This is a genomic window from Streptomyces sp. NPDC052064 (assembly GCF_055585925.1).
Map to the genome: position 1 here is coordinate 195,393 of NZ_JBVJJE010000014.1, position 24,685 is coordinate 220,077.

Sequence of the window (24,685 nt, forward strand, 5' to 3'; positions counted from 1 at the left end):
CCTTTCACGGGAGAATCTCGCGTACACCGACCGTATACACACGAGGTTCCTCCCAGCAAGGGCCACCTCGGGAAAATATCCTGCCTCGCCCTGCCCTTCACCGCACTTTTTCCTGTCGACCATGCTTCTGCCCGCACGCACGCCGACCATGCCCTCACCCTCTGCACAGGGTGGGTGCAGGCGATACGGTCAAGTGGGCCGCCAGGCCCCCACTGCCGCCTGTCGACGGAAGAGAGTCGCGTCTTGAACTTCCTCACCATCGGTCACCGCGGAGTCATGGGTGTGGAACCCGAGAACACCCTCCGGTCCTTCGTCGCCGCGCAGGAGGCCGGGCTCGACGCCATCGAACTCGATCTGCATCTGAGCAAGGACGGCGCGCTCGTCGTCATGCACGACACGGACGTGGACCGCACGACCGACGGCACCGGGCCGATCGCCGAGAAGACCCTCGCCGAGCTGCGGGCCCTGGACGCGGGCAGGGGCGAACGGGTGCCGGCCTTCGAGGAGGTGCTGGAGGCCGTTCAGGCGCCGCTCCAGGCGGAGATCAAGGACGTCCAGGCGGCACGCGCCCTGGCCGAGGTGATGAACCAGCGCGGGCTGGCCGGCCGGGTGGAGGTGTCCTCGTTCCACGACGAGGCGATCGCCGAGATCAAGCCACTGGTGCCGGGTGTGCGCACCGCGCTGATCGCCAGCCGCTACGGCACCGACATCGTGGACCGCGCCGTCGAGGCGGGTGCCGCGACCGTCTGCCTGAACATCCGCCGGCTCACCCTGGAGATCGTCGAGCGCGCCCGCAAGGCCGACCTGAGGATCATCGGATGGGTGGTGAACACGCAGGACCATCTGCGTCTCGTCCGCGCCTTCGGTCTGGACGGCGCGACCACCGACCACCCGGACATCAAGCGCACGGGCCGTTTCACGGCGTAGTGGCTAGGCGAGCTCCTTGATCAGCAGCTCGAACTTCAGGTCGTCGCGCTGGGGGACGCCGAAGCGCTCGTCGCCGTACGGGAACGGGGTCGTCCGTCCCGTACGGCGGTAGCCGCGCCGCTCGTACCAGGCGATGAGGTCGTCGCGTACGGAGATCACGGTCATGTGCATCTCCGTCACGCCCCACGTCTCACGCGCCTGCCGCTCCGCCTCCGTGATGATCACCTTGCCCAGGCCCGCGCCCTGGAGCCGGGGGCTGACCGCGAACATCCCGAAGTAGGCGTGCTCCCCCCGGTGCTCGAGCTGGCAGCACGCGACGATCCGGCCTTCCCGCTCCACCGTCAGCAGCCGGCCGTCGGGCGACTTGATGACTGCCCGCACGCCCTCCGGATCGGTCCGCTGCCCCTGGAGAATGTCCGCCTCAGTGGTCCACCCGGCCCGGCTCGCGTCACCCCGGTACGCCGACTCGATCAGCGCGACCAGCTCCTCCACGTCGGCGTCCGTGGCATCGCGGAAGGTCAGTCCGGTGGCGGCGGTGTCCATGGGCGTATGTCTCCGTTTCGTGGCGCGCTCGGGCAGGGACGAGAGTAACTCCACCCCCTAGTCTCCGGTGCATGGTGCATGTACTCAGCAGCCGGATCCTGCTCCGCCCCACCGACCCCGAGCGCTCCCGAGCCTTCTACGGCGAACAACTCGGGCTCGCCGTGTACCGGGAGTTCGGCACGGGGCCGGAACGGGGGACGGTCTACTTCCTCGGCGGTGGCTTCCTGGAGGTCTCTGGCCGGTCCGAGACCCCGTCGGCGCCGGCCACGCGGCTGTGGCTTCAGGTCGGCGACGCGGCGGCGGCGCAGGACGAGCTGCGGGCCAAAGGCGTGGAGATCGTACGGCCGCCGGTGAAGGAGCCCTGGGGGCTGGTCGAGATGTGGATCGCGGATCCGGACGGGACGCCGATCGTGCTGGTGGAGGTCCCGGCGGACCATCCGATGCGCTACCGGCCGGGCATCTGAGGTCACCCGGGGCGGTGCTCCCAGCCCCGGTCGGTACGGGTCAGCTCGCGGAAGCCCGCGCCCGTCAGGTGGCCGAGCATGGTGCTGTCGGCGGCGGACTCATAGGCGACGAGCCGGTCGACGCCGCACAGACGGAGCCAGTCGGCGGCCTGGGCGAGCAGCCAGTGCTCCAGGCCGGTGCCGTACCGCTCGGGGCCGATGTGCAGGTTGCCGATGTCGGCCAGGCCGGCGGCGCGGGCGTGGCGTTCCGGGCGGGCCAGAGCCGTGCCGATCTCGACGAAGCCGAGGGCGCGGCCGTCGGCGCGGGCCGTGAAGCGGGTGCCGCACTCCCCCAGCGTGCGGTCGATCGTGACGCCCGGCCGGGGCTCGGGCTCCGGCAGGTCGGCCACCCGGGCGATCAGGATGACCTCGGTGTCCCCGACGTGCTGGAAGCCCGCGCGTTCGTAGACGGCCCGGATGTGCGGCCAGTTGAGGGGCAGGCCGTAGACGAGGGGGGCGGGCAGCGCGCCGTCGGCGTACCGGACGCGGACGTTCCAGCGGGCGAACCGTGCCAGGCACGCCCGCATCAGCAGGTCCGCGGCCTGGTCGGCGTCCGGCCAGAAGGACGCCGCCGGGCGGCACACGAACCAGTCGATCTCGGCGGCGTACCGGTAGGCCTCGCCGACCTCGGCGTCGGCGCGGTAGCGCAGCAGATGGGCAGCGGCGACGACGTACTCGCGCTGCTCGGCGACCAGCGTCGTGCGCTCGGCCACCCACGGGTCGGTGATGAACTCGCCGGGCTGCCGCTCCAGGTCACTGAGGACGGTGTTGACCGAGACGGAGACGCCGGGGACGACGGCTGCCACGTGCATGTTGACCAGGTCGGTGAGCTGGTCACGGTCGGCTCGGCGGAAGGGGCGCACCTGGAGCGCGGGCATGGGAAACCTCCGGGCGGGGTGAAGGAGCTGGAGGCCGCCACGCGGTGCGGTACGGGACCGAGGGTATGCCGGGGCGGGCGCGGCACACCAGTGGATTTCCCCGGATGGCAGGGAGAACGGACCGCGGCTTAGCGTGCTGGAGAGGTCATGCCCGGGGACTCCCTGCGGAAGGAACGCGATGAAGCTCGACGCACCGGTGACCGGCGGGCCCTGCTGGACCGAGCTGGGGACCACCGATCTGGAGGCGGCCCAGCGGTTCTACACGAGGCTGTTCGGCTGGCGGCCCGAGACGGACCCGCGTCAGGAGGCGGGCGGCTACACCATCGCGCACCTCGGGGACGCGGCCGTCGCCGCACTCGCTCCGCTGTACCAGCCGTCGCAGCCGGTCGCGTGGAACGTGTCGTTCGCGGTGACCGACGCGGACGCCACCGCCCGTGAGGTGACCGAGGCGGGCGGGACGGTGCTGTTCGGCCCGATGGACGTGTTCGACGCGGGCCGGTTCGCGGTGGCCGCCGACCCGGCCGGTGCGGTGTTCCAGCTGTGGCAGGCGGGGACCTTCCCGGGCGCCGGGCTGTTCAACGCGCCCGGTTCGCTGGGCTGGGCCGAGTTGTACACCCGGGATCCCGAACAGGCCGTGGCCTTCTACTCGCGGGTGTTCGCCTGGACCGTCAACGCCTCGGAGCGGTACACCCAGTGGGGCGTCGGCGGGGCGGACTTCGGCGGCATGGTGACGATGGACGACAAGTTCCCGCCCGAGGTTCCGGCGCACTGGCTGCCGTACTTCGCCGTGGCGGACGTGGACGCAACGACCGCCGTCGTCCAGGAGCTCGGCGACGTCCTGATGGTCCCCACCTCCCTGCCCGGCGGCCGACGCATCGCGGTGCTGCGGGACCCGCAGGGGGCGATGTTCGGTGTGTACCGGGCGGGCGACCAGGGGCTCCAGGGCTGAGGCGAGGGTGTGTGAGGCCGGGGCCGTCGTTTGCGTTGAAGTGCGCTCCAGCTCATAGCGTCGTGCGGACGGCCTGCCCGGAGGGATGACCATGCGTTACACACTGTTCGGCAAGACCGGTCTGCGCGTGAGCGAGCTGAGCCTCGGCGCGATGACCATCGGTGACGACTGGGGCTGGGGCGTCGGCAAGGAGGCCAGCGCCCGGATCGTCGACGCCTACGCGGAGGCGGGCGGCAACTTCATCGACACCGCCAACAACTACACCGACGGCAGCTCGGAACGGATCCTCGGTGAGCTGCTCCAGGGACGGCGCGACACGTTCGTGCTGGCCAGCAAGTACACCTGCGGGATCCGCGAGGGCGACGTCAACGCCGCGGGCAACCATCGCAAGAACCTGGTCCAGTCGGTGGAGGCGAGCCTGGAGCGGCTGCGCACCGACCGGCTGGATGTGCTGTGGGTGCACGCCCGGGACAACTTCACACCGGTCGAGGAGGTCATGCGGGCCCTGGACGACCTCGTCCGCACGGGCAAGGTGCTGTACGTCGGTGTCTCGGACTGGCCGGCCTGGGAGATCGCGCAGGCCAACACCCTGGCGGAGCTGCGGGGCTGGACCGCGTTCGCCGGTTCACAACTGCGCTACAGCCTGCTGGAGCGGACCCCCGAGCGCGAACTGCTGCCCCAGGCCCGGGCGTTCGACCTGGCGGTGCTGGCCTGGGCGCCGCTCGCGGCCGGGAAGCTCACCGGCAAGTACCGCAGGGGCGAGACGGGGCGGCTGGACACCACGGGCGGTGACGTCGACCCGCGCGAGGAGGCGGTGATCAGTGCCGTCCTGGAGATCGCCGAGCAGGGCGGCTGGAGTCCGGCCCAGGTGGCGCTGGCCTGGCTGCTGGCCCGGCCGGGCAACGTGGTCCCGATCATCGCGGCGACCAAGGAGAGCCAGCTCGCCGACAACCTGGGCAGCGTCGACGTCCGCCTCGACGCGGACGCCCTCGCCCGCCTCGACGAGGTGAGCGCGGTGCCGCTCGGCTTCCCGCACGACTTCGTCCGCGAACCGGCCGTCACCCGGAACATCTACGGCGACCGCTGGCCGGCCATCCAGGACCGCCGCTCCACACACCGCCGCACGGCACACGAGGTGCTCTGACCGGGGGCCCGGACGGCCATGCCCCGGGCCGGTGCCGCCGGTGGGCGGTTCAGCTCCCCAGCGCGCCCAGGCGACCCTCCAGCCGGCCGAGCAACTCGCCGAGCAAGGCGGCCAGTTCGCCCTGCTCCGGGCCGTCCAGGCCGGACAGGACGGCAGTCTCGTAGGCGAGCTGGGCGGGCAGGATGCCGTCGACGAGCCCGCGTCCGGCGTCGGTGAGGCGGAGATGGGCGACACGGCGGTCGCGGGTGTCGCCGCGGCGTTCGACCAGGCCGCGTTCCGTCAGCTGCTTGAGGCGCTTGGTGACGGCGGCGCCCGAGGAGAAGGTCTCCCGGGCCAGCTCCCCGGGCGTCAGCTCGTGCCCGGTGCGGCGCAGCGCGCCGAGCAGATCGAACTCGGGACGGCTGAGCCCCGCCCTTCGCAGGGGTGCGTCCTCGGCCTGCTGGAGGAGGGCGGCGCAACGGTTGATCCGCCCGATGATCTCCATCGGCCCGGTGTCGAGCCCTGGGTGCACGGCCTGCCACTGCCGGACGACGGCGGCCACGGTATCGCCCTGCCGGTGGCCGACGGCACCCCCACCGACCGCAGCGACATCACCGACCGGGCCCTGTCCAGCGGCAGTGGTCTCACCGCCAGGTCCCCCTCCGGCCGCGGAGGCCCCGTCGGCCCCGGTCCCCGGCTCCGAGCCGCCCCCCGGCCCGCCCCCGTTGGGCGATGGTCCATCCGTCGCCGTCATGCCCGTGCGTCCTCCGTCTGTGTGTCCGTGCCCCGGTCCGGGAGCAGCCCCTGATGTCGCGCCGTCGCGGCGAGCGTACGGTGTCCGGACTGTTCGGCGAGTACGACCCGCTCCTGGGGCAGGGCGCGCTGCCACCATTCGCCGGCCGCGGCCTCGGCGGTGGCGCGCAGTTCGACGAGGGCGGCGGCGAGTCCGCGGCGGGCGGCCTCCAGGGCTGCGGCGTCACGGCACGGCTCGGCCAGGAGACGGGCGGCGCGCTCGCGGGCCTGGTCGGCGACGGTCAGGGCGCGTTCGACGCGGTCGCCGGCACGCCGGTTGGTGACGGCCACGGCGGTGACGAGGCCGACCAGGGCGCCGACGACCGTGTCCACGACCCGCTCCGCCATCAGCTCGCCCGGCTTCTGGTACCCGGCGAACTCGGTGACGAGCAGCGCCATGGGGGTCACGCAGACACTGCCGAGCCAGTAGTTGCGGCTGATCAGCAGTTCGGCGCAGAAGCTGAACGCGAGACAGCACAGCACGAGGGCTGCCTGGCCCACGTGCGCGAGCGGTACGACGGCCGCGAAGACGAGCACTCCGACGACGTTCCCCACGACGCGCTGGACGGCCCGGCTCCAGGTCAGGGCGACGTTCGCCTGGTAGAGCGAGGCGGCGGTGACCAGGGCCCAGTAGGGGCGGCCGATGCCGAGGGCCAGTGAGGCGTAGCCGGCGAGCGCGCAGCCGAGCGCGGTGCGTACCGCGAGCGGGGTCAGCGGGCCCAGCCGCGCCCAGAGACCGTGGGCCGCGTCGACACCGAGCAGTTCGTCGGCGGCCGCCCGCGGCAGCCCGGCCTGCGGGACGGGTTCGGTGCCGCGCAGCGCGCCCGCCCACGCCCGCAGACGGTCGGCGTCCGCCTCCGTCGGCGCGGCGAGGGCCACCTCGGCACGGACGACGAGCCGTTCGAGCCCGCGCCGGGTGCGGGAGCGGGCGCCCGTGGACAGCAGCGACTGCCAGGCGGCCTGCACGGCGGCGTAGGCCGCGGCGCGGGCCCGGGCATGGCCTTCACCGCTGCCGCCCGTCTCGGCGTACGCGGCGGCGGCCTTCAGCGCGGCGGCGGTGGCGCGGCGCTCCGGGCCGTGCGGGCGGACCAGCGCGGGCGCCATGCAGACCAGCCAGGCCCAGACACCCGTCGCGGTGGCCAGTGCCAGATGGCCGGGGACCTGGGCGAGGGTCTGCGGCACGAACAGGGAGGCGGAACTGACGAACGTGAGGACGACGTTGCCGGGTGGCCCGACACGGGTGGCGTCGCACAGCGCCTTCTGCGCGGCGGCCAGCAGGGCGCCGATGGTGACCAGCACGACGGCACTTCCGGTGAGCGAGGCCGCGACCAGGGCCACGGCGAGCCCGCCGAGCATGCCGAGCACCACCCGCACCAGCGCCCCGGCCCGGGCGGCGTACGGCCGGTTGTGGGCGTACAGCGCGCACAGGGATCCGGCCATCGTGTACATCGCCAGGTCGAGCCGGCCGAGTGCCAGCAGGGTGAGGTTGGGCGGTGCGATCGCCGCGACCACGCTCAGCGCGGGCTTGAACCAGATGTCCGAGGGACGGCCGACGCGCAGCACGCCCGCCAGCGGGAGACGCCGGGCGGGCGGGGAGACGGGGGCGGGGGTCGCGCTGCTCACAGGAGACAAGGTTAGCAGGTATTTTACTGGTAAAACACATATCCTCGCCTGGTGTGCTCCGTCGAATGCTCCCCGTGTACATCCTTGCGCTCGCGTGCGCACCGCATGGCCCGGGCATCGAACCACCGACTGCCGAGCTGACCGACCGTCGAGCGGGGAGGTGCGCGTGCACGGACCGGCTTCGTCCGGCTGGCTGCTGGTGGCGCTCTGTGCGATGACCGGCGCCTATTGCCTGGTGCGGATGCGCAGCGGGGCCGGGGAACAGCGCAGCACAGCGGGCGGCGAGGCGTTGATGGGCTTCGGCATGGCAGCGATGGCCGTGCCCGCGACGGCGTTCACTCCGCCCTCGTGGGCCTGGCCCGTATACGCGGTGGTGTTCGGGGCGGCCGCGTTCCCCGCGCTGTGGGCGGCGCGGGCCGGCGCGCACCACCTCCACCACCTGGTGGGGGCCGGGGCCATGGTCTACATGTCCGTCGTCATGGCCGGCGCTCCCGTACACGCGCACGGACAGGAGGGATCAGGGGTCCCGCTCCTGACAGGCGCGCTGCTGCTCTACTTCGCCGGATACGTGCTGCTGACCGGCGTCCGGCTGGTGCCGGTGGCCGCCATGGCGGGAAGCGGGGCCGGGGGCGGCGGGTCCGCCGCGTGGGGCGACCGGCCGGAGCTGGCGCGGGCCTGCCGGCTGTCCATGGGGATCGCGACGGTGGCGATGCTGCTGACGCTCTGAGCAGGACCGTCCCGGTACGCCGTACGGATCCGTTGCCTGCGTCACTTTGGCGTCACAAGTCGTACCCCTGAGCGGCGCGTCCCACATAGGCTGCGCCTCATGATGCTCCCCGCGGCACTGTTGCTGCTCGGCGCCCTGATCTCGGTGGTCGCTCCCCGGCTGCTCGCCCGGGCGGACTGGCCGGATCGTGAGCCGGTGGTGGCGCTGTGGGTGTGGCAGTGCGCGGTGGCGGCCGTGCTCATGTGCTGTGCGCTGTCGATGACGCTCAGCGCGGCGGCTGCCTGGCACGCGGTCGGCGGGCACGTCTTCGCGACGGCACCGAGCCCGGTCGTCGAGGCCTACTCCCTCGGTACGGCGGGCCCCTGGGCGGCGATCACCGCCGTGGCGCTGGCCGGCGGCGGGCTGTGGAGTGCGGCGATGCTGGTCCGCGAGATCGGCGGGGCACGCGCCAGGCGCCGCCGCCGGCGCGCCGATCTGCTGGTCAGGGCGCCGCTGCTGCCGGGCGAGGTGGCCGTGTCCGGTCGACTCGTCGTCCTGGAGAGCGAGCGGCCCGACGCCTGGTGGCAGCCCGGCACTCCGCCGCAACTGGTCGTCACCACGGCCGCGTTGCGCCGACTGAAGGGCCGGCAGCTGGAGGCCGTGCTCGCCCACGAGCAGGGGCACGCGCGGGCCCGGCACGACTGGCTGATGAACTGTTCCTCCGCACTGGCGGGCGGCTTCCCGCAGGTGCCGGTGTTCGCCGCGTTCCGCGAGGAGATGCACCGCCTGGTCGAACTCGCCGCCGACGACACGGCGTCCCGCCGCTTCGGCCGCCTGACCACGGCCCTGGCCCTGGTCGAACTCAACGAGCACCGCGGTGTGTTCGGCCCCTGCCCGACGCCACAGGCTCATGTCCCGGCGCGGGTGCACCGGTTGCTCGCTCCCCCGGGCCGTCTGCCCGCGGCACGCCGGCTGCGGCTGACGGCGGCGGCCGCACTGGTGCCCGTGGTGCCGGTGCTGGTGGCGTTCGTACCGGGGCTGCGGGCCCTGGGATAGCCGGGACACATGCTCCGGGGCGCCGGTGGCGTCCGTGCCGATTTCCCAGGCCTCGGAGGGGCGTCAGGCTGGCCGAAGCGTGCGCTCCAGGGCCCGAAGATCGTCACCGTACTGGATCCGGAGCCCCCGGTTCGGCGAGGATCGCATCATGCGCACCTCGTCCATCGACTCCCCGCCCCGCCCGCAGCACCACACCGCCGCCCGGTCCGCCGGCGTCCTGGCCCTGTGCTCCGCCCTGCTGCTGTCCCTGGTCGCGGCCAGATGGAGCCCGTTGATCAGTGCGGACGGAGACGCCTCCGCCACCACCCACCGCTGGGCGGTCGAGGAATCCGGCATCACGCAGGCGTGCCGCATCCTCACGGACTGGGTGTGGGATCCGTGGGCCATGCGACTGCTGTGCGCGATCGTCGTGGTGTGGCTGGTGGTGCGGTCGGCGGCGCGCTGGACGGCGGTGTGGCTGGCGCTGGCCGTCACGCTCGGCACGCTGTTCCAGCAGGCCCTCAAGGCGGTGGTGGACCGCCCCCGCCCGGTCTGGCCCGACCCCGTCGACTCGGCACACTACTCGGCCTTCCCGTCGGGCCACGCCATGACCGCCACGGTCGTGTGCGGCCTCCTCCTGTGGCTCCTGCACCGTCAGGGTGTCGGCCGTGCCGTGTGGCGTACGGCCGTGACCGTGGCCGTCGTGTCCGTGGTCGGCGTGGGGCTGACCCGTGTCTGGCTGGGCGTCCACTGGCCGTCGGACGTGGTGGGCGGCTGGCTGCTGGGCGCGACGGTGGTGGCCCTGGCGGTGTGGACGCACCAGCGCCGGCAGCCGCCGACCCACCCGGACAGCGCCGCCTCGTAGGATCGCCCCATGACGGCTGTGCTGTTCGACTTCTCCGGAACGCTCTTCCGTGTCGAGTCCACCGACTCCTGGCTGCGCGGCGTCGTGGCCGACGCGGGAGTCCCCTTCACCGAGGCTGAGTTGACCGCCGCCACGCGTGCGCTGGAGGCAGTGGGGGCGCTGCCCGGCGGTGGTGATCCCGCGCGGGTGCCGGCCGAACTCGCCGACTCCTGGTTGGTCCGGGACCAGAGCGCCGCACTGCACCGGGCCGCCTACACCGGCCTCTCCCGCCAGGTCACGCTGCCCGACCCGGCGTTGCACGACGCGCTGTACGACCGCCATATGACACCGGCGGCATGGACCCCGTACCCGGACGCCGTCGAGGTGCTCCGCACACTGCGGGAACGGGGCATCCCCGTAGGGGTGGTCAGCAACATCGGCTGGGACCTGCGCCCGGTGTTCCGCGAGCACGGCCTGGACCGCTACGTCGACGTGTACGTCCTGTCGTACGAGCACGGCATCCAGAAGCCCGACCCTCGGCTGTTCGCCACCGCCTGCGAGGCGCTCGGCGCCGACCCGCGCCGGACGCTCATGGTCGGCGACGACCGCAGGGCGGACGGCGGGGCCACCGCCCTCGGATGCGGGGTGCACTTCGTGGACCACCTGCCGGTGACCGACCGGCCGGACGGACTGCGGCCGGTCCTGGACCTGGTGAGCTGAGGCCACGACCAGGTCACCTGGTCATCTGCTCGCCCGCCTCGGACGATCCCCCGTGTCGCCCGAGGCAGACGGCATCCCCGGCCGGGACCGCACGGTCCTGGCCGGACGGCTCTGAGTATAGTTGGCTGACAGCCAGTCAACACAGGAGTTACAGCATGTCCCCGCGCAGCGCCTCGGTCAATGAAGAGTTGCGGAGGCGTTCGAAGGAGCGGCTTCTCCAAGCGGCGGTCGAACTGGTCGGCGAGCGCGGCTTCGAGGCCACGACGCTCGGCGACATCGCCGACCGGGCGGGCTCGGCCCGCGGTCTGGTCTCGTACTACTTCCCGGGCAAGCGCCAGCTCGTGCAGTCCGCCGTGCACCGGCTGATGCACCGCACACTGGAGGAGGCGCTGGAGCGCGAGCCGCGCACCGAGGACGGCCGGGAGCGGATGGCGCGGGCCATCGACGCGATTCTGGGCCTGGCCAGTGACCGGCCCGTGCTGATGCGCCAGCACATGGCCGGGCTGTTGCAGGCCGAGGGCTTCCTACCCTGCCCGGAACAGCGGCGCCTGGCCGAACTGCTGCGGGACACCGTCGTCCGGCACGGATCGCGGGACGTCGACAGCGACTACCCGATGCTGCGCGCCCTGCTGATGGGTGCCGTGTACGCCGCGCTCGTGCCGGGGGTGCCGATGCCGGTCCCGGTACTGCGGGCCGAGTTGTTCAAGCGCTACCAGCTCGACTGGGAGCTGGGTGTCCCGCCGGAGACCGGAGTCTCCGGCGGGAGGAGTGACAGGGATCTGTCGCGGTTCTTCGCGACCGGGGCCGCACCGGAGTGCGGTTTGACGGGTCAGCCGAAGTAGTCCGGCTGCGTCCGCACGCTGAGCTCACGCGAGTGGACCCACTGCGCCGGGTCCGTGGGCCGGGGACCCGCTCAGCGCCGGGCGCGACGCGGCGTCAGGAGCCCGGCGTCCCGGGCCTGGCCGATCAGCCTGAGGGACTTGCGGCGACTGTGTCCGGTCGCGCACATCACGGCGAGGACCGGATCGGCACCGCCCTGCTGGGCCGCGCGGTACTCCTGCGCCACCAGCCACCGCCCCTCCGCGCCGCGCGGCCAGGCCTGCCGGGCGCGCCGCCCCTGGCCTCCACGGCCTTCGGGAGCCGTCCCGGCACCGGAACAGCACGCCTCGGCCAGCGAGTCCTCGATCCAGTCGGCGAGCACCGCCAGGTCGTCGAGGGACAGCGCGGGCTGCGCGCGTACGTCCTCGACGCCGACGCATCCCCCGGCCACGACGGCCAGTGCGTCGACGTGGGCGCCGTCCGCGAAGGCCAGCCGGACGTCGAACCACCGCGTGACGTCCTCGTCCTCCCGCACCTCCCACGCGGGCCGCACGGACACCGCGCTGCCCGCCGGCGAGCGATCAGAAAGATTAAGAAAGGATGCTTCCAGCACACACAGAACGTAACCGAATGATCACATTCCCTATAGATCGGACACGCACCCCGACCGGAGCACAGCACCCTGTCAGCGGAGCCCGGCCGGTGCGATGCTGGAGGCGTCAGCACTCTCCTGAGATCCATCGGGATCCCCGGGTAAGGAGTTCCGCCGTGCTGCGAGTCGCCGTCGTAGGCTCCGGGCCGAGCGGGTGCTACACCGCCCAGAGCCTCGTCCAGCAGGACCCCGAGGTGCGCGTCGACGTCCTGGACCGGCTGCCGTGCCCGTACGGCCTGGTCCGCTACGGCGTGGCTCCGGACCACGAGAAGATCAAGTCGCTCCAGAACAACCTGCGCACCATCCTGGAACACGACCGGGTCCGATTTCTCGGAGGCGTCCAGGCGGGTCCCGGCGGCGTGCCGGTCACCCGGCTGCGGGAGCTCTACCACGCGGTGGTGTACTGCGTGGGCGCCGCCACCGACAGACATCTGGGCATCCCCGGGGAGGACCTGCCGGGCAGTTGGTCGGCGACACAGTTCGTGTCCTGGTACAGCGCCCACCCGGACGCCGTGGACGCCGGATTCCTGCGGGACGCCCGGTCGGCCGTGGTGATCGGCGTGGGGAACGTCGCCGTGGACGTCACCCGGATGCTGGCGCGCGGCCTGGCCGAGCTGAGCCCGACCGACATGCCACAGGCGGCCCTGACCACACTGGCGGCGAGCCGGGTGACCGAGATCCACATGGTGGGCCGGCGCGGCCCGTCCCAGGCCCGCTTCACCACCAAGGAACTGCGCGAACTGGGCACCCTGCCGGAGACCGACGTCATCGTGGACCCGGCGGAGCTGGCCCTGGACCCCGGGTACACCGACCCGTCCGCACTGCCCGCCCCGCAGCGCCGCAACGTGGAGGTACTGCGCGGCTGGTCCGAGGCACCGCCGAGCGGCGCTCCACGCCGGATCCGGCTGCGCTTCTTCCTCCGCCCGGCCGAACTGCTCGCCGAGCAGGGCCACGTGGGTGCGGTGCGCTTCGAGCGGACGGCACCGGACGAGCACGGCGGCGTGAGGGGCACGGGCCGGTTCGAGGACGTCGAGGCACAGCTGGTGCTGCGCTCCGTGGGCTATCGCGGAGTGCCGCTGGAGGGGCTGCCGTTCGACCCGGACAGCGGCACGGTGCCGAACCTGGCCGGACGCGTCCTGCGCGAGGGTGTCGTCACGCCGGGCGACTACGTGGCCGGCTGGATCAAGCGGGGCCCGACAGGCGTCATCGGCACGAACCGCCCCTGCGCGAAGGAGACGGCGACGTCCCTGCTGGAGGACGCCCCCGCGCTCGCCATGAAGGCCGTCCCCGACGACCCCCTCCCGGCCTTGCGCGCCGAAGGCACCGACGCCGTCGAATGGACGGGCTGGCAGTCGATCGAGCGAGCGGAGGCGGAACTGGGCGCAGCGCTGGGCCGCGGAGTGGTCAAGCTCCCGGACTGGCAGTCCCTGATGAACGCCGCACAGGGCAACAGGCTTTAAGGGCGCGGGGCTCTGTCGATGTGCGGCTCCGCCGCATGGGCGCGACAAGCCACGGACGCCCCTCAGCGATCACGAAGACTCAGTCACCACGGACAGCCTGCCGAGCCGCGGCAACGAGCAGGGCATCCAAAAGCCCCGGGAACAGCTCATCCAGATCATCCCGCCGCAGCCCGTTCATCTTGGCCGTCCCCCGATACACCTGCCGAATCACCCCGCTCTCCCGCAGCACCCGAAAGTGATGCGTGGTCGTGGACTTCGTGACCGGCAGGTCGAAGTGCGAACAGGACAACTCCCCGCTGGCCGCGGCGAGCTCCCGCACGATCCGCAGCCGCATCGGGTCGGAGAGCGCATGCAGCACACCCTCCAGCCGGATCTCGTCACGCACGGGATGCGGCAGGTCGCGGCTGCTGACGGCGGGAGAGGTCACGGCGGCTCCACTTCCTTCGGGGATCCCATAGTACGAGAACCCTCGTAGTTTGACATCCGCCGTACTACGATGCCTATCGTACGAGTCGACATCGGCCCCGTGACGAATGGAGTCCGCCGTGACCGCGCTCTTCGAGCCCTACACCCTGCGCGATGTGACGATCCCGAACCGCGTGTGGATGCCCCCGATGTGCCAGTACTCGGCCGCACCGGAGGGCCCGGAGACCGGCGCCCCCACCGACTGGCACTTCGCGCACTACGCCGCCCGCGCCACCGGCGGCACGGGCCTGATCATCGTCGAGGCCACGGCGGTGTCCCCGGAAGGCCGCATCTCGCCGTACGACCTCGGCATCTGGAACGACACGCAGGTCGAGGCGTTCCGCCGCGTCACCCGCTTCCTCACCTCACAGGGCACGGTGCCGGCGATCCAGCTGGCCCACGCCGGCCGCAAGGGATCGACGGACCGCCCCTGGAAGGGTGGCGCCCCGGTCGGCCCGGACGCGTACGGCTGGGATTCCGTGGCTCCGAGCCCGATCGCCTTCGACGACCGGCACCCGGTCCCGGCCGAGCTGACGGTGGACCAGATCAAGGACATCGTCGGTCAGTTCGCGGCCGCGGCCCGCCGCGCGCTCGCCGCCGGCTTCGAGATCGCGGAGATCCACGGCGCCCACGGCTACCTGATCAACGAGTTCCTCTCCCCGCACTCCAACCACCGCACCGACGCCTACGGCGGCTCGTACGAGAACCGCACCCGCTTCGCGCTCGAAGTGGTCGACGCCGTACGGGAGGTGTGGCCGCAGGACAAGCCGCTGTTCTTCCGTGTCTCGGCGACCGAATGGCTCGACGAGGGCGGCTGGACCGCGGACGACACCGTCCGCTTCGCCGCCGACCTGCGGACCCACGGCGTCGACCTGCTGGACGTCTCCACCGGTGGCAACGCCTCCGGCGTCCGCATCCCCACCGGCCCCGGCTACCAGGTGCCCTTCGCCGCCCGGGTGAAGCAGGAGGCGACGCTGCCGGTCGCCGCGGTGGGGCTGATCACCGATGTCGAGCAGGCCGAGAAGATCCTCGCCAACGGCGAGGCCGACGCGGTCCTGCTGGGCCGCGAGCTGCTGCGCAACCCTTCGTGGGCCCGGCAGGCGGCGCGCGAACTCGGCGGTGCGGTGCGGGTGCCGGACCAGTACCACCGGTCGGTCTGAGCCGGCACCCGCACCTCTGGGCACACCGTCCCCGTCAACCGGTCGCGCACGCCGTCCCGTTGAGCGTGAACGCGGCCGGAGCGGCGCTGTTGCCGCCGTGACCGGCCTGATAGCCGATGCTCACGCTCGCGCCCGGCGCGATGGTGCCGTTGTAGGACACGTTGGCCGCGGTCACCGACCCGGACGAGGGCGTGTACGTGGCCCCCCAGCCGCCCGTGACCGTCTGCCCGGCGGGGAGCGTGAAGCCGAGTTTCCAGCCGTTGACCGTCGTCGTACCGGTGTTGGTGATGGTCACGGAGGCGGTCAGACCGGTGTTCCAGGCGTTCACCGCGGCCGTCACCTTGCAGGCGCCGGGCTGGGGCTGGGGAGCCGGGCCCGACTTGTCGAGGCCGAAGAAGGTGAGCACTCGGGATGCCATGCCGTGGGAGTACAGGTTGTGGCCGATGCCCTGGAGGCTTACGGCCTCCACGGGAGCCTGGTCACCCGTGCCGCCGTAGCGGGTGCGGGTCCAGCCGGACTGGGGCGTGTCGGTGGCGGCCGGTGTCTGGCTCACGCCCTGCACGTTCGTCCACTGTTTGATCTGCTCCCCGAAGTTGGGATAGCGCAGGACGTCGTCCTCGGTGCCGTGCCAGATCTGCATCCGCGGGCGGGGTCCGCTGTAGCCCGGGTACGCGTTCCGGACGAGGTCGCCCCACTCCTTCGGGGTGTGGGTGACCGTGCCGCCCGAGCAGTTGCTGTTCCACTCGGAACCGTCGGTGGTGGCGAAGCAGGCGAACGGCACGCCGGAGAAGGCGGCGCCCGCCGCGAACACGTCGGGGTAGTCACCGAGCAGGACGTTCGTCATCATCGCGCCGGAGGAGATGCCGGTGGCGAAAACCCGGCCGGTGTCGGCGTCGTAGGTGCGGGTCACCCAGTCGATCATCGACTTGACGCCGACCGGGTCGCTGCCGCCGCCGCGGCGCAGCGCCTGGGGCGAGGAGACGTCGAAGCACTTGCTGCTGCGCGTGACGGACGGGTAGAGCACGATGAACCCGTACTGGTCGGCCAGGGTGTCGTACTCGGTCCCGTTGTACATGTCCGGGCCCGAGCCGGTGCACCAGTGCACGGCGACCACCACCGCCGGGTTCGGGGTGACGCTCTCCGGCACGTACAGGTACATCCGCAGGTTGCTGGGGTTCGTACCGAAGTTCGTGACCTCGGTGAGGGTCGCGGTGGGTACGGCCTTCTCACGGGCGGAATCACGGGCGGAATCACGGGCGGCGGCCGCGGGTGCGGTGAGCACGCCGGCCGCGAGCAGCGGCAGCAGCACGGCGAGGAGCACGGCGAGCATCGACCGCAGCGGTCTCCTCGTCGTGGGGTGGAGGGTGGCAGGCACGTCCGGGTCCCTTCGGTTGTGAGGCTCGGCTCGCAGGACGTCGTACGGCGGTTCAGCAGGTGGAGTTCGTCTGGGTCAGCAGCGCCGGCCGCCAGGGCAGCCGGTAGTACTCGCCGCTCGCGGCGGGGTCCATCCCCTGGTAGAGGAACCGGAGGCGGCACGGGTCGATCGTGAGGGTCTGGTCGGCGCCGGCGCGGATCATCTCGCCGTGGCTGAAGTCCCTGGTCCAGGCGGGTTGTCCGGCCTCGAAGGTGACGTTGGACGAGCGGGCGAAGGGGTTGGCCTCGGTGTCGGCCAGCGGTTTCCACGTGCCGCCCAGGCTGTCGGCGGTCCAGGCCCGGAAGTAGCGCCGCCAGTCGGATCCGGTCGCGAGCGCCTCGACGAGCATGAGGTAGCCGTCGCCGTCGCCGAGCCGGTAGACGTTGCCCGCCTCGAAGAGGTCGAAGCGGTTGGGTTCGGACAGCACGACGGCGGTGTCACGGAAGCCGTTCGGGAACTCGGCGAGGGTGGTGCGCGAGCGGTACTGGTGACCGTTGCCGTCCGAGAAGAACAGGTAGCAGTCCGTCCGGTCGCAGATCGTCCAGAAGTCCAGCCAGCCGCCGTCGCCCTTGTTCTCGGTCACGATGGGCGGCTCACTGCCGAAGAAGTTCCGCGGCGCGCTCCAACTGAGCGGCTCCGAGGGGTCCTTGCTCGTGGAGTAGGACGGCGGTCCGGTCTGGTAGACCATGTACCAGGTCTGCTGGGGCGCGAAGTAGAAGACCTGGGGCGCAGCGGCGTACCGGTTGCCGATGTTCGGATTGGCGTCGAGGAACGTCTGGGGAGCCGAGGCGGCCTCGGACCAACGGGCGAAGCTCGTGTACCCGAGGCTCCAGCGCCCGGCGGTGTCGGCGGTCGTGAAGTAGACGTGCCAGCGGTCCTGGTACCGGAACACCGTCGGGTCCTTGACCGAGAGGATCGGGTGGCCGGCGTCCGGTTTCGGGCTGATGAGCGGGCCGCTCGAGGACCACGAAAACGATCCCGTCAGGGAGCCCTCGCGGCCGGGCCGCGGCGTGCCCGCGAGCGCCGGTCCCGGCGCCAGGGTCAGGACACCCACAGCCAGCAGCATGAACACGAGCCCGTTGACGAACGTACGCATGCGCGGAGTCCTCATCGACCCGCCCTCTCCTGAAGGGAAGCGTCCGATCGGCATGGTGACATGGACATGGCTTTCATGGAAGCGCTCCCACACCGCTCCCCGAGGCGTCGGCGCTCCGACCAGGTACGGCTGAATGTGTTCTGCGCGAGGCGTTGACTAGAAAGCGCTTGCCGCCTACGTTCCGTTCAGCAGTGTGACCCGGAAGCGCCTCCGCCAGGGCACTCGCCGGCGCCTGCCAGACACGGGAAGTGCACCCCCTGAGGCATGGCAGGGCCTCCGGCCCGGTCACACGCAGCGCGCACGGTGAACAACATGGCGAACGTCATTCATGTACATGACCGACCCGCACCATGAAGGCACCACGAAGGGACGCACCCCACATGCGTACTCACCCCCCACGTCCACGTGTCCGCAGATCCACCCTGGCGCTCGCCGCCGCATCCGCACTGGCGACCGTGGCGGTCCTGGCCGTTCCCCAGCCGGCCGGGGCCGCCGAGAACTCACCGGTCGGGTTCGGCGCGGGGACGACCGGCGGCGGCAGCTCCTCGGCGGTCACCGTCTCCACACTGAGTGCCTTCAAGTCGGCCGTGACCGGCAACTCGGCCAAGGTCGTCCGGGTCAACGGCCTGATCTCGCTGAGCGGTCAGGTCGACATCGGGTCCAACACGACCGTCCTGGGCGTGGGTTCCGCGTCCGGGTTCACCGGCGGCGGACTGCGGCTGAAGAAGGTCTCCAACGTCGTCATCCGCAACCTCAACATCAGCAAGCCGGTGGCGCCCGCCGACGGCATCACCGTCGAGGCGTCGAGCAAGGTCTGGATCGACCACAACTCCTTCTCGGCCGACCGCGATCACGACAAGGACCACTACGACGGCCTGCTGGACGTCAACCACGGCGCGGACAACGTCACGGTGTCCTGGAACACCTTCAAGAACCACTTCAAGGGCTCGCTCGTCGGCCACAGCGACAACAACGCGAGCGAGGACACCGGCCGGCTGAAGGTGACGTACCACCACAACCACTTCGCCAACGTGTACTCACGCATCCCCAGCCTGCGCTTCGGCACCGGGCACTTCTACAACAACTACGTCGAGGGCGCCGACACCGCCTGCCACTCGCGCATGGGCGCCCAGATGCTGGTCGAGAACAACGTCTTCCGCTCGACGAAGGTCGCGGTCACCACGAACCGCAGCAGCGACGTCGACGGATACGCCAACCTGCGCGGCAATGATCTCGGTGGAGCCGCCACCGAGGTCTCGCGGGTCGGCACCTTCACCAGCCCGCCGTACGGCTACACGGCGGAGCCGGCCTCGTCCGTCGTCGCCTCGGTGACGTCGGGTGCGGGCGCCGGAAAGCCCTGACACCCCGTCCGCTCGGACACCCCTCACACGCTCAGACGACAGAAGGAATCGGGACATGACTTCTGCGACACGCCCGCGCGCCCGCAGGCGCGCGCTGACCGGCGCGCTGGCCACCCTCGGCCTGTCGGTTGGCATGATCATGACGACCAATGCGCCGACGGCGAGTGCCGCCACCTGGCCGACCCCCAACGGCAGTCAGGGGACGTCCTCGACCATCTCCGTGTCCGGCACCAAGGACTACGGGATGAAGCGGTTCTACGGCACCGGAAGCCTGGCCGGTGACGGCCAGGAGGAGGGCCAGGACCCGATCTTCAAGCTCGCGAACGGCGCGGTGCTGAAGAACGTCATCCTCGGCGCCCCCGCGGCCGACGGCATCCACTGCGAGGGCAGCTGCACGCTGCAGAACGTCTGGTGGGAGGACGTCGGCGAGGACGCCGCCACCTTCCGCGGCGGCACCGGCGCCACGTACCACGTGATCGGCGGCGGCGCGAAGAAGGCGGCGGACAAGGTCTTCCAGCACAACGGCGGCGGCACCCTGAACATCTCCAACTTCGCGGTGCAGGAGTTCAAGACGCTCTACCGCTCCTGCGGCGACTGCTCCACGCAGTACACCCGCAAGGTCAACCTCAACACCATCGACGTGACCGGCACGGGCTCCACCGCCCGGCTCGTCGGCATCAACGTCAACCGCAACGACGTGGCGACGCTGCGGGGCATCACGATCCGCAACGACTCCGGCCGCAAGGTCGTCCCCTGCCAGAAGTACAACAACAACACCGCCGTCGGGTCCGGACCCGACAGCAAGAACTGCCTCTACTCCACCTCGGACATCACCTACAGGTAGCCCCTCAGTCAACCGCAACCCCCCACGGTGAAGGCGGCCGTGCGAAGCGTCCCGGCGGGCGCTTCGCACGGCCGTCCGCGTCATGCGCCCCGCACCCGCGCGCGCACCTCGCCGGTCAGCTCCCGCTGGTAGTCGGTGTAGGCGGCGCGCAGCTCGGCTCCCGGCCAGCCGGCCGGCAGGAGTCCGGGCGGAAGGACGGGGTCGGCCAGCAGGTGCCGGACGACGGCGGCGAAGGCGGTCAGGCGGTCGGCCGGGCGGGGCTCCCCGGCGATGTGGGCGAGCAGCGCACGGGCCGTGGCGGACCAGGCGTCCAGCGGCCACAGGTTCCGGGCCAGGTCGCGGGCGGGCCGGTCGGGGCGGGCCGTGTAGTGCTGGGCCACCCGGTCCAGGTCGCCGGGGAGGGCGCGTGCCAGGTTGGCGGGGCGGATCCAGACGCCCTCGCGGAGTTCGGCGAGCCGGAGGGCGGTCAGCCGAGCGCGCAGGTCGGCGCGTTCGGCGGGGCCGCGGCCCGTCGCGGTGATCACGACCATCTCCCAGTCGCCGTCCCACGCGCGCGTGCGCGGGTGCACGGCGTCGTCCTGGCGGCGCTGGCGTTCCAGCAGCCGGTCGCTGAGGCGGTAGCCGGTGTCCGTGCGCCGCAGGTCACCGGCGGTCACCATCCGGCTGAGGGCCGCCCGCAGCGTGGAGCCGCCGACGTCGAAGCCCTCCACGAGCCGCACGAGTTCCCTGGCCGGCAGTTCGGCGGGATGCGTGCCGAGCAGCAGGCTCAGCACGACCGACCGCGCGGACAGCGGCCGCAGATCGAGCGCGCCGGGCCGCGCCGGGACGTTCATCGGCATGGTCACGTACTGTACGCGGCGGAATTCCGTGTTGCAGGATTGCTGCGGTCGTAGGCAGAGTGCAACACTCGACGTATGGTCTCGACACTCGACGAACAGCAGGCGTACGGCGGACCCGCCACGCATGACGTCACGAACCAGGCCCCGCCGCTCGCCCCGTACGACGCCTCCGAGGACACGGCCCTGCTGGAGGGGCTGCGGCGGGAGGGCGCCGGGTGGGCCGAGGAGGACCTGCGGCGGCTCGGCAGGCAGGCCGGCAGCGTCCAGGCGCAGGAGTGGGCCGACCTGGCCAACCGCCACGAGCCGGAGCTGCGGACGCACGACCGGTACGGCAACCGGGTCGACGAGGTCGAGTTCCACCCGAGCTGGCACCACCTGATGCGCACCGCGATCGCCGAGGGACTGGCCGCGTCGCCCTGGGCGGACGGGAGGCCCGGCGCCCATGTCGCCCGGACCGCGGGCGGACTGGCGTGGGGGCACACGGAGGCCGGGCACGGCTGTCCGACGTCGATGACGTACGCGGCCGTCCCCGCGCTGCGCGGGCAGCCGGAGCTGGCGAAGGTCTACGAGCCGCTGCTGACGAGCCGGGAGTACGAGCCCGGACTCCGGGTGCCCACGGAGAAGCGCGGGCTGCTGGCGGGCATGGGGATGACCGAGAAGCAGGGCGGCTCCGACGTCCGGACGAACACCACGACGGCCACGCCCACGTCCGAGCCCGGGGTCTACACCCTGCGCGGGCACAAGTGGTTCACCTCGGCGCCGATGTGCGACGTCTTCCTCGTGCTGGCGCAGGCCACGGGCGGGCTCTCGTGCTTCCTGGTGCCGCGCGTGCTGCCCGACGGCACCCGCAACACCTTCCGCATCCAGCGGCTGAAGGACAAGCTGGGCAACCGGTCCAACGCCTCCTCCGAGCCCGAGTTCGACGGGACCGTCGCCTGGCTGGTCGGGCCCGAGGGGCAGGGCGTCAAGACCATCATCGAGATGGTGAACTGCACGCGGCTGGACTGCGTGATGATGTCGGCCGCGCTGATGCGCAAGTCCCTCGTCGAGGCCGGGCACCACGCGCGGCACCGCAGCGCGTTCGGCGCACGGCTGGTGGACCAGCCGCTGATGCGCAACGTTCTGGCCGATCTCGCGCTGGAGTCCGAGGCGGCCACGACACTCACCCTGCGGCTGGCCGGGGCGGCCGACCGGGCGATCCGCGGGGACGCCCGGGAGGCCGCGTTCCGCCGCATCGCCACGGCCGTCGGCAAGTACTGGGTGACCAAGCGAGGTCCGGCCTTCACCGCGGAGGCCCTGGAGTGCCTCGGCGGCAACGGCTACGTCGAGGACTCGGGCATGCCCCGGCACTATCGCGAGGCTCCCCTGCTGTCGATCTGGGAGGGCTCGGGGAACGTCAACGCCCTCGACGTGCTCCGGGCGCTGAGCCGTGAACCGGGCACCGTCGAGGCCCTGTTCGGCGAGCTCGCCCTCGCGCAGGGGGCGGACGCCCGGCTGGACACTGCCGTGACCCGGCTCAGGAACCGGCTGTCCGGCGCGTCGCAGACGACAGCCCGCCGCCTCGTGGAGGAGATGGCTCTGACGCTCCAGGCCTCCCTCCTCGTCCGGTACGCCCCGCCGGCGGTCGCCGACGCGTTCTGCGCGACCCGGCTCGGGGGCGACTGGGGGTGCGCGTTCGGGACGCTGCCGGAGGGTGCCGACCTCGACGCGGTCGTGGAGCGCGCGCTGCCCGGCGGGAACTGAGCCGTCCTCGCGCGGCGGCGACCGAGCCCCGTCGGCCAACGGGCGCACAGTTCGCGCACAGTCATCTCCCGATTCCGCTTCGTTGTCAGTGCCGTGGTGCAGACTCCGCGTCAGTTGGTACTTCGCCTGGGGAGGACAACGTGTTCAGGGGGATCGACGAGGTCGACTGGGCCTCGCTGCGGCATGCCCACGGCAGTGCGGAGGACGTGCCGGGACTGCTCCGGGGACTGGCCTCCGCCGACCCGGCCGAGCGGGAGACCGCGCTCGACCGGATGTACGGCGCCGTGCACCACCAGGGAGGCGTGTACGACTCGACGCTCGCCTGTGTTCCGTTTCTCCTCGCGCTCGCCGGCCGCGAGGAGGTGCGCGACCGGGCGGGGGTCGTGGAACTCCTCGTCAGCCTCGGCGGGTCCGACGGGGACGGGGGTGGGCCCGGCGATCTCGCCGCGAGGACCCGTGCCGCCCTGCGCGCGGGTGCCGATGTCTTCGTACGGCTGGCGGGGGACGCGGACGCCGGAGTGCGCCGGGCGGCTCCGACGGCCCTCGTGCGGTTCCTCGACCGGCCGGCGCGTGTGCTCGCCCTGTTACGGGAGCGGATCACCGTGGAGCGGGACGACCGGGTCCTGTTCGCCCTGGCCGAGGGCCTCGGCCTGTTCGCGCGGCGGTACCAGCCGGCCGGCGACTGCCACGCCGCCGAGGCGGTGGACCTGCTGGCGGCACTGAGCGGGCCGCCTTACGGACCCGGGCTGCGGCTGGCCGCGCTCGGCCAGCTGGCGCAGTGCGCCCCGGAGTTGCTTCCCGCGGATCTCGTACCGACCGTGGTCCGGCTGCTCCGGGACAGGTCCGGGCAGCGCGGCTGCGAGAGACACGCGCAGGACGGTCCCGCGGTGGACACGCTCGCCGGGCGGCTGCGGCGGCTGCGTCCCTCGGACGAGGAGGGCTCCCGGCTGCTGCGGACCCTGCACTTCGCGCTCGGCGACCGGGTGAGCGACCGGGTCGCCCTGCTGTGCGGGCAGTTGACCAGCCCTGATCCCCTCGACCGGTGCAACGCCGTGTGGATGTCGGCCGGACTGTTCCGCGAGTGGCGTACCGGCGTGGCGGAGCCGGTCGCCCTCATAGGTGCCCAACTGGGCGCTGAGGAGGGCCGGTTGCACGATGCGGCGGTCGCCGTTCTGGCGGAGCTCTTCGAACTGGCCCTGCCCGCCGCGGACCACCTCCACGCCCTGGTGACCTTCCGTCCCGAGCTTCGCGTACGTCACAGGGAGCGGGGAGCGCCGACACTGGGCGGCCCGCTCAGGGCGCTCGCCAGGGCCGGGGACGCGCGGGCCACGCCGGTGCTGGCCGAGGTGCTGGCAGGCCCGGTCGTGCCGCACGACCTGGGGCTGGTGATACCTCACCTGGGCCGCGCCGCCGCACCGCTCGCTCCCGCCCTGCGGCGACGCCTCGCCCGCGTTCCGCTCGACGGCCCCGACACGCCTGAGCGGGTCGTTCCCCTCCTGTCGGCGCTCACGGCACTGGGCGACGCCGAGTCCGTGCCGTCGGTGCTGCGCCTGCTGCGTGGCATGCCGGACGGGCTGCGGCTGCGCGACACCGTCACGGAAGCGGCGGTCCGTGCCCTCGGGGCGTTCGGCAGCGCCGCCCATGAGGCGATACCGGATCTGCGCGGCCTGCTGGAGACCGAATGCGCCGTCGCGGCCGCGGACGCGCTGTGGTCGGTCACGGGTGAGGCGGATGCCGTCGTGACCGTACTGCTCGGGAAGCTGACGGATCACGGGAGCGGCCGGTATCGCCCCGCGGCGGCCGCGGACGTGCTCGGACGACTGGGGCCGGCGGCCCGTGCGGCCCTGCCCGGGCTGCGCCGGATGACCGGTTCCGGCACAGCGTCGGAACGGGCCGCGGCGGCATGCGCGGTGTGGCGGATCACCGGAGAGCCGGAACAGGAGCAGGTCCTTCCCGTCCTCCGCTCCGCATGGGCGGAGCACCCGCGCACCCGCACGGCGATCGCCGGATGCGTGGCAGCGCTGGGTCCCACGGGAGCGCCCCTGCACGACCTGCTGCGAGCGGAGCTCGCGTCCCCACGACGGCATCGCGCCGACCCCGGTGGTTACGACAGCCACGACATCCATGAGGACGAAGGGTTGTTACGGGTCTGCCGGGAGGCGCTGGGCGGCCGGTAGGGCGGTCGGGCC

The 24,685-nt window shown here is 72.2% G+C and carries 24 protein-coding genes; 15 read left to right on the forward strand and 9 right to left on the reverse strand.

The features are described from left to right. The first annotated feature begins 243 nt into the window (after positions 1-243). Positions 244-927 carry a glycerophosphodiester phosphodiesterase gene (locus ACZ6TU_RS33025; RefSeq protein ID WP_469552568.1) on the forward strand — a complete coding sequence of 228 codons (684 nt, stop codon included), beginning with the start codon at positions 244-246 and terminating at the stop codon, positions 925-927. A gap of 3 nt (positions 928-930) precedes the next feature. Here the strand turns inward: ACZ6TU_RS33025 and ACZ6TU_RS33030 are convergent, their stop codons facing one another. Continuing rightward, a complete protein-coding gene (locus ACZ6TU_RS33030; RefSeq protein WP_467678358.1) occupies positions 931-1,470 on the reverse strand; it encodes a GNAT family N-acetyltransferase in 540 nt (179 codons plus the stop codon). Between the two features lie 71 nt (positions 1,471-1,541). On the opposite strand from ACZ6TU_RS33030, the gene ACZ6TU_RS33035 reads away from it, so the two are divergent. Then, the gene (locus tag ACZ6TU_RS33035; RefSeq protein WP_467678356.1) at positions 1,542-1,934 is read left to right on the forward strand and encodes a VOC family protein; all 393 of its coding nucleotides are present in this window, start codon (positions 1,542-1,544) and stop codon (positions 1,932-1,934) included. Between the two features lie 2 nt (positions 1,935-1,936). On the opposite strand, the gene ACZ6TU_RS33040 is transcribed toward ACZ6TU_RS33035, so the two are convergent. Next, entirely contained in the window at positions 1,937-2,851 is a 915-nt protein-coding gene (locus ACZ6TU_RS33040; RefSeq protein WP_469552570.1) for a GNAT family N-acetyltransferase, read from the reverse strand. Positions 2,852-3,029: 178 nt separating this feature from the next. Between ACZ6TU_RS33040 and ACZ6TU_RS33045 the strand changes: the two genes are divergently transcribed. Together ACZ6TU_RS33045 and ACZ6TU_RS33050 are read left to right on the forward strand one after the other, a co-directional pair. Next, entirely contained in the window at positions 3,030-3,800 is a 771-nt protein-coding gene (locus ACZ6TU_RS33045) for a VOC family protein (RefSeq protein WP_469552571.1), read from the forward strand. 91 nt (positions 3,801-3,891) lie between these two features. Then, on the forward strand, positions 3,892-4,944 hold the full coding sequence (locus tag ACZ6TU_RS33050; RefSeq protein ID WP_467678350.1) for an aldo/keto reductase: 1,053 nt from the start codon (positions 3,892-3,894) through the stop codon (positions 4,942-4,944). A gap of 49 nt (positions 4,945-4,993) precedes the next feature. On the opposite strand, the gene ACZ6TU_RS33055 is transcribed toward ACZ6TU_RS33050, so the two are convergent. Together ACZ6TU_RS33055 and ACZ6TU_RS33060 are read right to left on the reverse strand one after the other, a co-directional pair. After that, on the reverse strand, positions 4,994-5,677 hold the full coding sequence (locus ACZ6TU_RS33055; protein WP_467678348.1) for a MarR family winged helix-turn-helix transcriptional regulator: 684 nt from the start codon (positions 5,675-5,677) through the stop codon (positions 4,994-4,996). Continuing rightward, on the reverse strand, positions 5,674-7,338 hold the full coding sequence (locus ACZ6TU_RS33060) for an FUSC family protein (RefSeq protein WP_469552573.1): 1,665 nt from the start codon (positions 7,336-7,338) through the stop codon (positions 5,674-5,676). The genes ACZ6TU_RS33055 and ACZ6TU_RS33060 overlap by 4 nt, the downstream gene beginning before the upstream one ends. A 166-nt stretch (positions 7,339-7,504) precedes the next feature. Here ACZ6TU_RS33060 and ACZ6TU_RS33065 point away from each other — a divergent pair, with 166 nt between their 5' ends. The 5 genes from ACZ6TU_RS33065 (at position 7,505) to ACZ6TU_RS33085 (ending at position 11,485) form a co-directional block, all read left to right on the forward strand. Then, positions 7,505-8,065: a DUF5134 domain-containing protein gene (locus ACZ6TU_RS33065; protein ID WP_469552575.1), complete on the forward strand. Its 561-nt coding sequence runs from the start codon at positions 7,505-7,507 to the stop codon at positions 8,063-8,065. Between the two features lie 99 nt (positions 8,066-8,164). After that, a complete protein-coding gene (locus ACZ6TU_RS33070) occupies positions 8,165-9,100 on the forward strand; it encodes a M56 family metallopeptidase (protein ID WP_467678343.1) in 936 nt (311 codons plus the stop codon). Positions 9,101-9,248: 148 nt separating this feature from the next. Next, on the forward strand, positions 9,249-9,944 hold the full coding sequence (locus tag ACZ6TU_RS33075) for a phosphatase PAP2 family protein (RefSeq protein WP_469552577.1): 696 nt from the start codon (positions 9,249-9,251) through the stop codon (positions 9,942-9,944). 9 nt (positions 9,945-9,953) lie between these two features. After that, positions 9,954-10,643, forward strand: a complete 690-nt coding sequence (locus ACZ6TU_RS33080; protein WP_467678339.1) for an HAD family hydrolase — start codon at positions 9,954-9,956, stop codon at positions 10,641-10,643. 155 nt (positions 10,644-10,798) lie between these two features. After that, positions 10,799-11,485 carry a TetR/AcrR family transcriptional regulator gene (locus tag ACZ6TU_RS33085; RefSeq protein ID WP_467678337.1) on the forward strand — a complete coding sequence of 229 codons (687 nt, stop codon included), beginning with the start codon at positions 10,799-10,801 and terminating at the stop codon, positions 11,483-11,485. 71 nt (positions 11,486-11,556) lie between these two features. Here ACZ6TU_RS33085 and ACZ6TU_RS33090 read toward each other — a convergent pair whose 3' ends face one another. Next, a complete protein-coding gene (locus tag ACZ6TU_RS33090; RefSeq protein ID WP_467678662.1) occupies positions 11,557-12,021 on the reverse strand; it encodes a DUF6214 family protein in 465 nt (154 codons plus the stop codon). 209 nt (positions 12,022-12,230) lie between these two features. On the opposite strand from ACZ6TU_RS33090, the gene ACZ6TU_RS33095 reads away from it, so the two are divergent. Next, entirely contained in the window at positions 12,231-13,574 is a 1,344-nt protein-coding gene (locus ACZ6TU_RS33095) for an FAD-dependent oxidoreductase (RefSeq protein ID WP_469552580.1), read from the forward strand. Between the two features lie 79 nt (positions 13,575-13,653). Here the strand turns inward: ACZ6TU_RS33095 and ACZ6TU_RS33100 are convergent, their stop codons facing one another. After that, positions 13,654-14,001, reverse strand: a complete 348-nt coding sequence (locus ACZ6TU_RS33100; RefSeq protein ID WP_467678333.1) for an ArsR/SmtB family transcription factor — start codon at positions 13,999-14,001, stop codon at positions 13,654-13,656. A 118-nt stretch (positions 14,002-14,119) separates the two neighbouring features. Here ACZ6TU_RS33100 and ACZ6TU_RS33105 point away from each other — a divergent pair, with 118 nt between their 5' ends. Continuing rightward, the gene (locus tag ACZ6TU_RS33105; RefSeq protein WP_467678331.1) at positions 14,120-15,199 is read left to right on the forward strand and encodes an NADH:flavin oxidoreductase/NADH oxidase; all 1,080 of its coding nucleotides are present in this window, start codon (positions 14,120-14,122) and stop codon (positions 15,197-15,199) included. Between the two features lie 34 nt (positions 15,200-15,233). Here the strand turns inward: ACZ6TU_RS33105 and ACZ6TU_RS33110 are convergent, their stop codons facing one another. Together ACZ6TU_RS33110 and ACZ6TU_RS33115 are read right to left on the reverse strand one after the other, a co-directional pair. After that, the gene (locus tag ACZ6TU_RS33110) at positions 15,234-16,529 is read right to left on the reverse strand and encodes an extracellular catalytic domain type 1 short-chain-length polyhydroxyalkanoate depolymerase (protein ID WP_467678660.1); all 1,296 of its coding nucleotides are present in this window, start codon (positions 16,527-16,529) and stop codon (positions 15,234-15,236) included. Positions 16,530-16,626: 97 nt separating this feature from the next. Further along, positions 16,627-17,709: a glycoside hydrolase family 62 protein gene (locus tag ACZ6TU_RS33115; RefSeq protein WP_469552583.1), complete on the reverse strand. Its 1,083-nt coding sequence runs from the start codon at positions 17,707-17,709 to the stop codon at positions 16,627-16,629. A gap of 380 nt (positions 17,710-18,089) precedes the next feature. Between ACZ6TU_RS33115 and ACZ6TU_RS33120 the strand changes: the two genes are divergently transcribed. Together ACZ6TU_RS33120 and ACZ6TU_RS33125 are read left to right on the forward strand one after the other, a co-directional pair. Beyond that, positions 18,090-19,070, forward strand: coding sequence for a pectate lyase family protein (locus ACZ6TU_RS33120; RefSeq protein ID WP_469552585.1), 981 nt, complete (start codon positions 18,090-18,092; stop codon positions 19,068-19,070). Positions 19,071-19,125: 55 nt separating this feature from the next. Continuing rightward, entirely contained in the window at positions 19,126-19,914 is a 789-nt protein-coding gene (locus ACZ6TU_RS33125; RefSeq protein WP_467678325.1) for a pectate lyase, read from the forward strand. A gap of 80 nt (positions 19,915-19,994) precedes the next feature. Here ACZ6TU_RS33125 and ACZ6TU_RS33130 read toward each other — a convergent pair whose 3' ends face one another. Then, positions 19,995-20,753 (reverse strand): PaaX family transcriptional regulator C-terminal domain-containing protein, encoded by a 759-nt coding sequence (locus ACZ6TU_RS33130; protein ID WP_467678323.1) that lies wholly within the window; start codon positions 20,751-20,753, stop codon positions 19,995-19,997. Between the two features lie 75 nt (positions 20,754-20,828). Here ACZ6TU_RS33130 and ACZ6TU_RS33135 point away from each other — a divergent pair, with 75 nt between their 5' ends. Beyond that, positions 20,829-22,496 carry a DNA alkylation response protein gene (locus tag ACZ6TU_RS33135; protein ID WP_467678321.1) on the forward strand — a complete coding sequence of 556 codons (1,668 nt, stop codon included), beginning with the start codon at positions 20,829-20,831 and terminating at the stop codon, positions 22,494-22,496. A gap of 140 nt (positions 22,497-22,636) precedes the next feature. Beyond that, positions 22,637-24,673 carry a HEAT repeat domain-containing protein gene (locus tag ACZ6TU_RS33140; RefSeq protein WP_469552586.1) on the forward strand — a complete coding sequence of 679 codons (2,037 nt, stop codon included), beginning with the start codon at positions 22,637-22,639 and terminating at the stop codon, positions 24,671-24,673. The last annotated feature ends 12 nt before the right edge of the window (positions 24,674-24,685 follow it).

What these genes read in the sequence shown, in the direction of transcription:
- ACZ6TU_RS33125 (WP_467678325.1), top strand. Translation starts at nt 19,126, where the DNA reads ATGACTTCTGCGACACGCCCGCGCGCCCGCAGGCGCGCGCTGACCGGC.
- ACZ6TU_RS33045 (WP_469552571.1), top strand. Translation starts at nt 3,030, where the DNA reads ATGAAGCTCGACGCACCGGTGACCGGCGGGCCCTGCTGGACCGAGCTG.
- ACZ6TU_RS33050 (WP_467678350.1), top strand. Translation starts at nt 3,892, where the DNA reads ATGCGTTACACACTGTTCGGCAAGACCGGTCTGCGCGTGAGCGAGCTG.
- ACZ6TU_RS33130 (WP_467678323.1), bottom strand. Translation starts at nt 20,753, where the DNA reads ATGCCGATGAACGTCCCGGCGCGGCCCGGCGCGCTCGATCTGCGGCCG.
- ACZ6TU_RS33055 (WP_467678348.1), bottom strand. Translation starts at nt 5,677, where the DNA reads ATGACGGCGACGGATGGACCATCGCCCAACGGGGGCGGGCCGGGGGGC.
- ACZ6TU_RS33115 (WP_469552583.1), bottom strand. Translation starts at nt 17,709, where the DNA reads ATGCGTACGTTCGTCAACGGGCTCGTGTTCATGCTGCTGGCTGTGGGT.
- ACZ6TU_RS33110 (WP_467678660.1), bottom strand. Translation starts at nt 16,529, where the DNA reads ATGCTCGCCGTGCTCCTCGCCGTGCTGCTGCCGCTGCTCGCGGCCGGC.
- ACZ6TU_RS33135 (WP_467678321.1), top strand. Translation starts at nt 20,829, where the DNA reads ATGGTCTCGACACTCGACGAACAGCAGGCGTACGGCGGACCCGCCACG.
- ACZ6TU_RS33085 (WP_467678337.1), top strand. Translation starts at nt 10,799, where the DNA reads ATGTCCCCGCGCAGCGCCTCGGTCAATGAAGAGTTGCGGAGGCGTTCG.
- ACZ6TU_RS33035 (WP_467678356.1), top strand. Translation starts at nt 1,542, where the DNA reads ATGGTGCATGTACTCAGCAGCCGGATCCTGCTCCGCCCCACCGACCCC.
- ACZ6TU_RS33080 (WP_467678339.1), top strand. Translation starts at nt 9,954, where the DNA reads ATGACGGCTGTGCTGTTCGACTTCTCCGGAACGCTCTTCCGTGTCGAG.
- ACZ6TU_RS33040 (WP_469552570.1), bottom strand. Translation starts at nt 2,851, where the DNA reads ATGCCCGCGCTCCAGGTGCGCCCCTTCCGCCGAGCCGACCGTGACCAG.
- ACZ6TU_RS33120 (WP_469552585.1), top strand. Translation starts at nt 18,090, where the DNA reads ATGCGTACTCACCCCCCACGTCCACGTGTCCGCAGATCCACCCTGGCG.
- ACZ6TU_RS33075 (WP_469552577.1), top strand. Translation starts at nt 9,249, where the DNA reads ATGCGCACCTCGTCCATCGACTCCCCGCCCCGCCCGCAGCACCACACC.
- ACZ6TU_RS33070 (WP_467678343.1), top strand. Translation starts at nt 8,165, where the DNA reads ATGATGCTCCCCGCGGCACTGTTGCTGCTCGGCGCCCTGATCTCGGTG.
- ACZ6TU_RS33030 (WP_467678358.1), bottom strand. Translation starts at nt 1,470, where the DNA reads ATGGACACCGCCGCCACCGGACTGACCTTCCGCGATGCCACGGACGCC.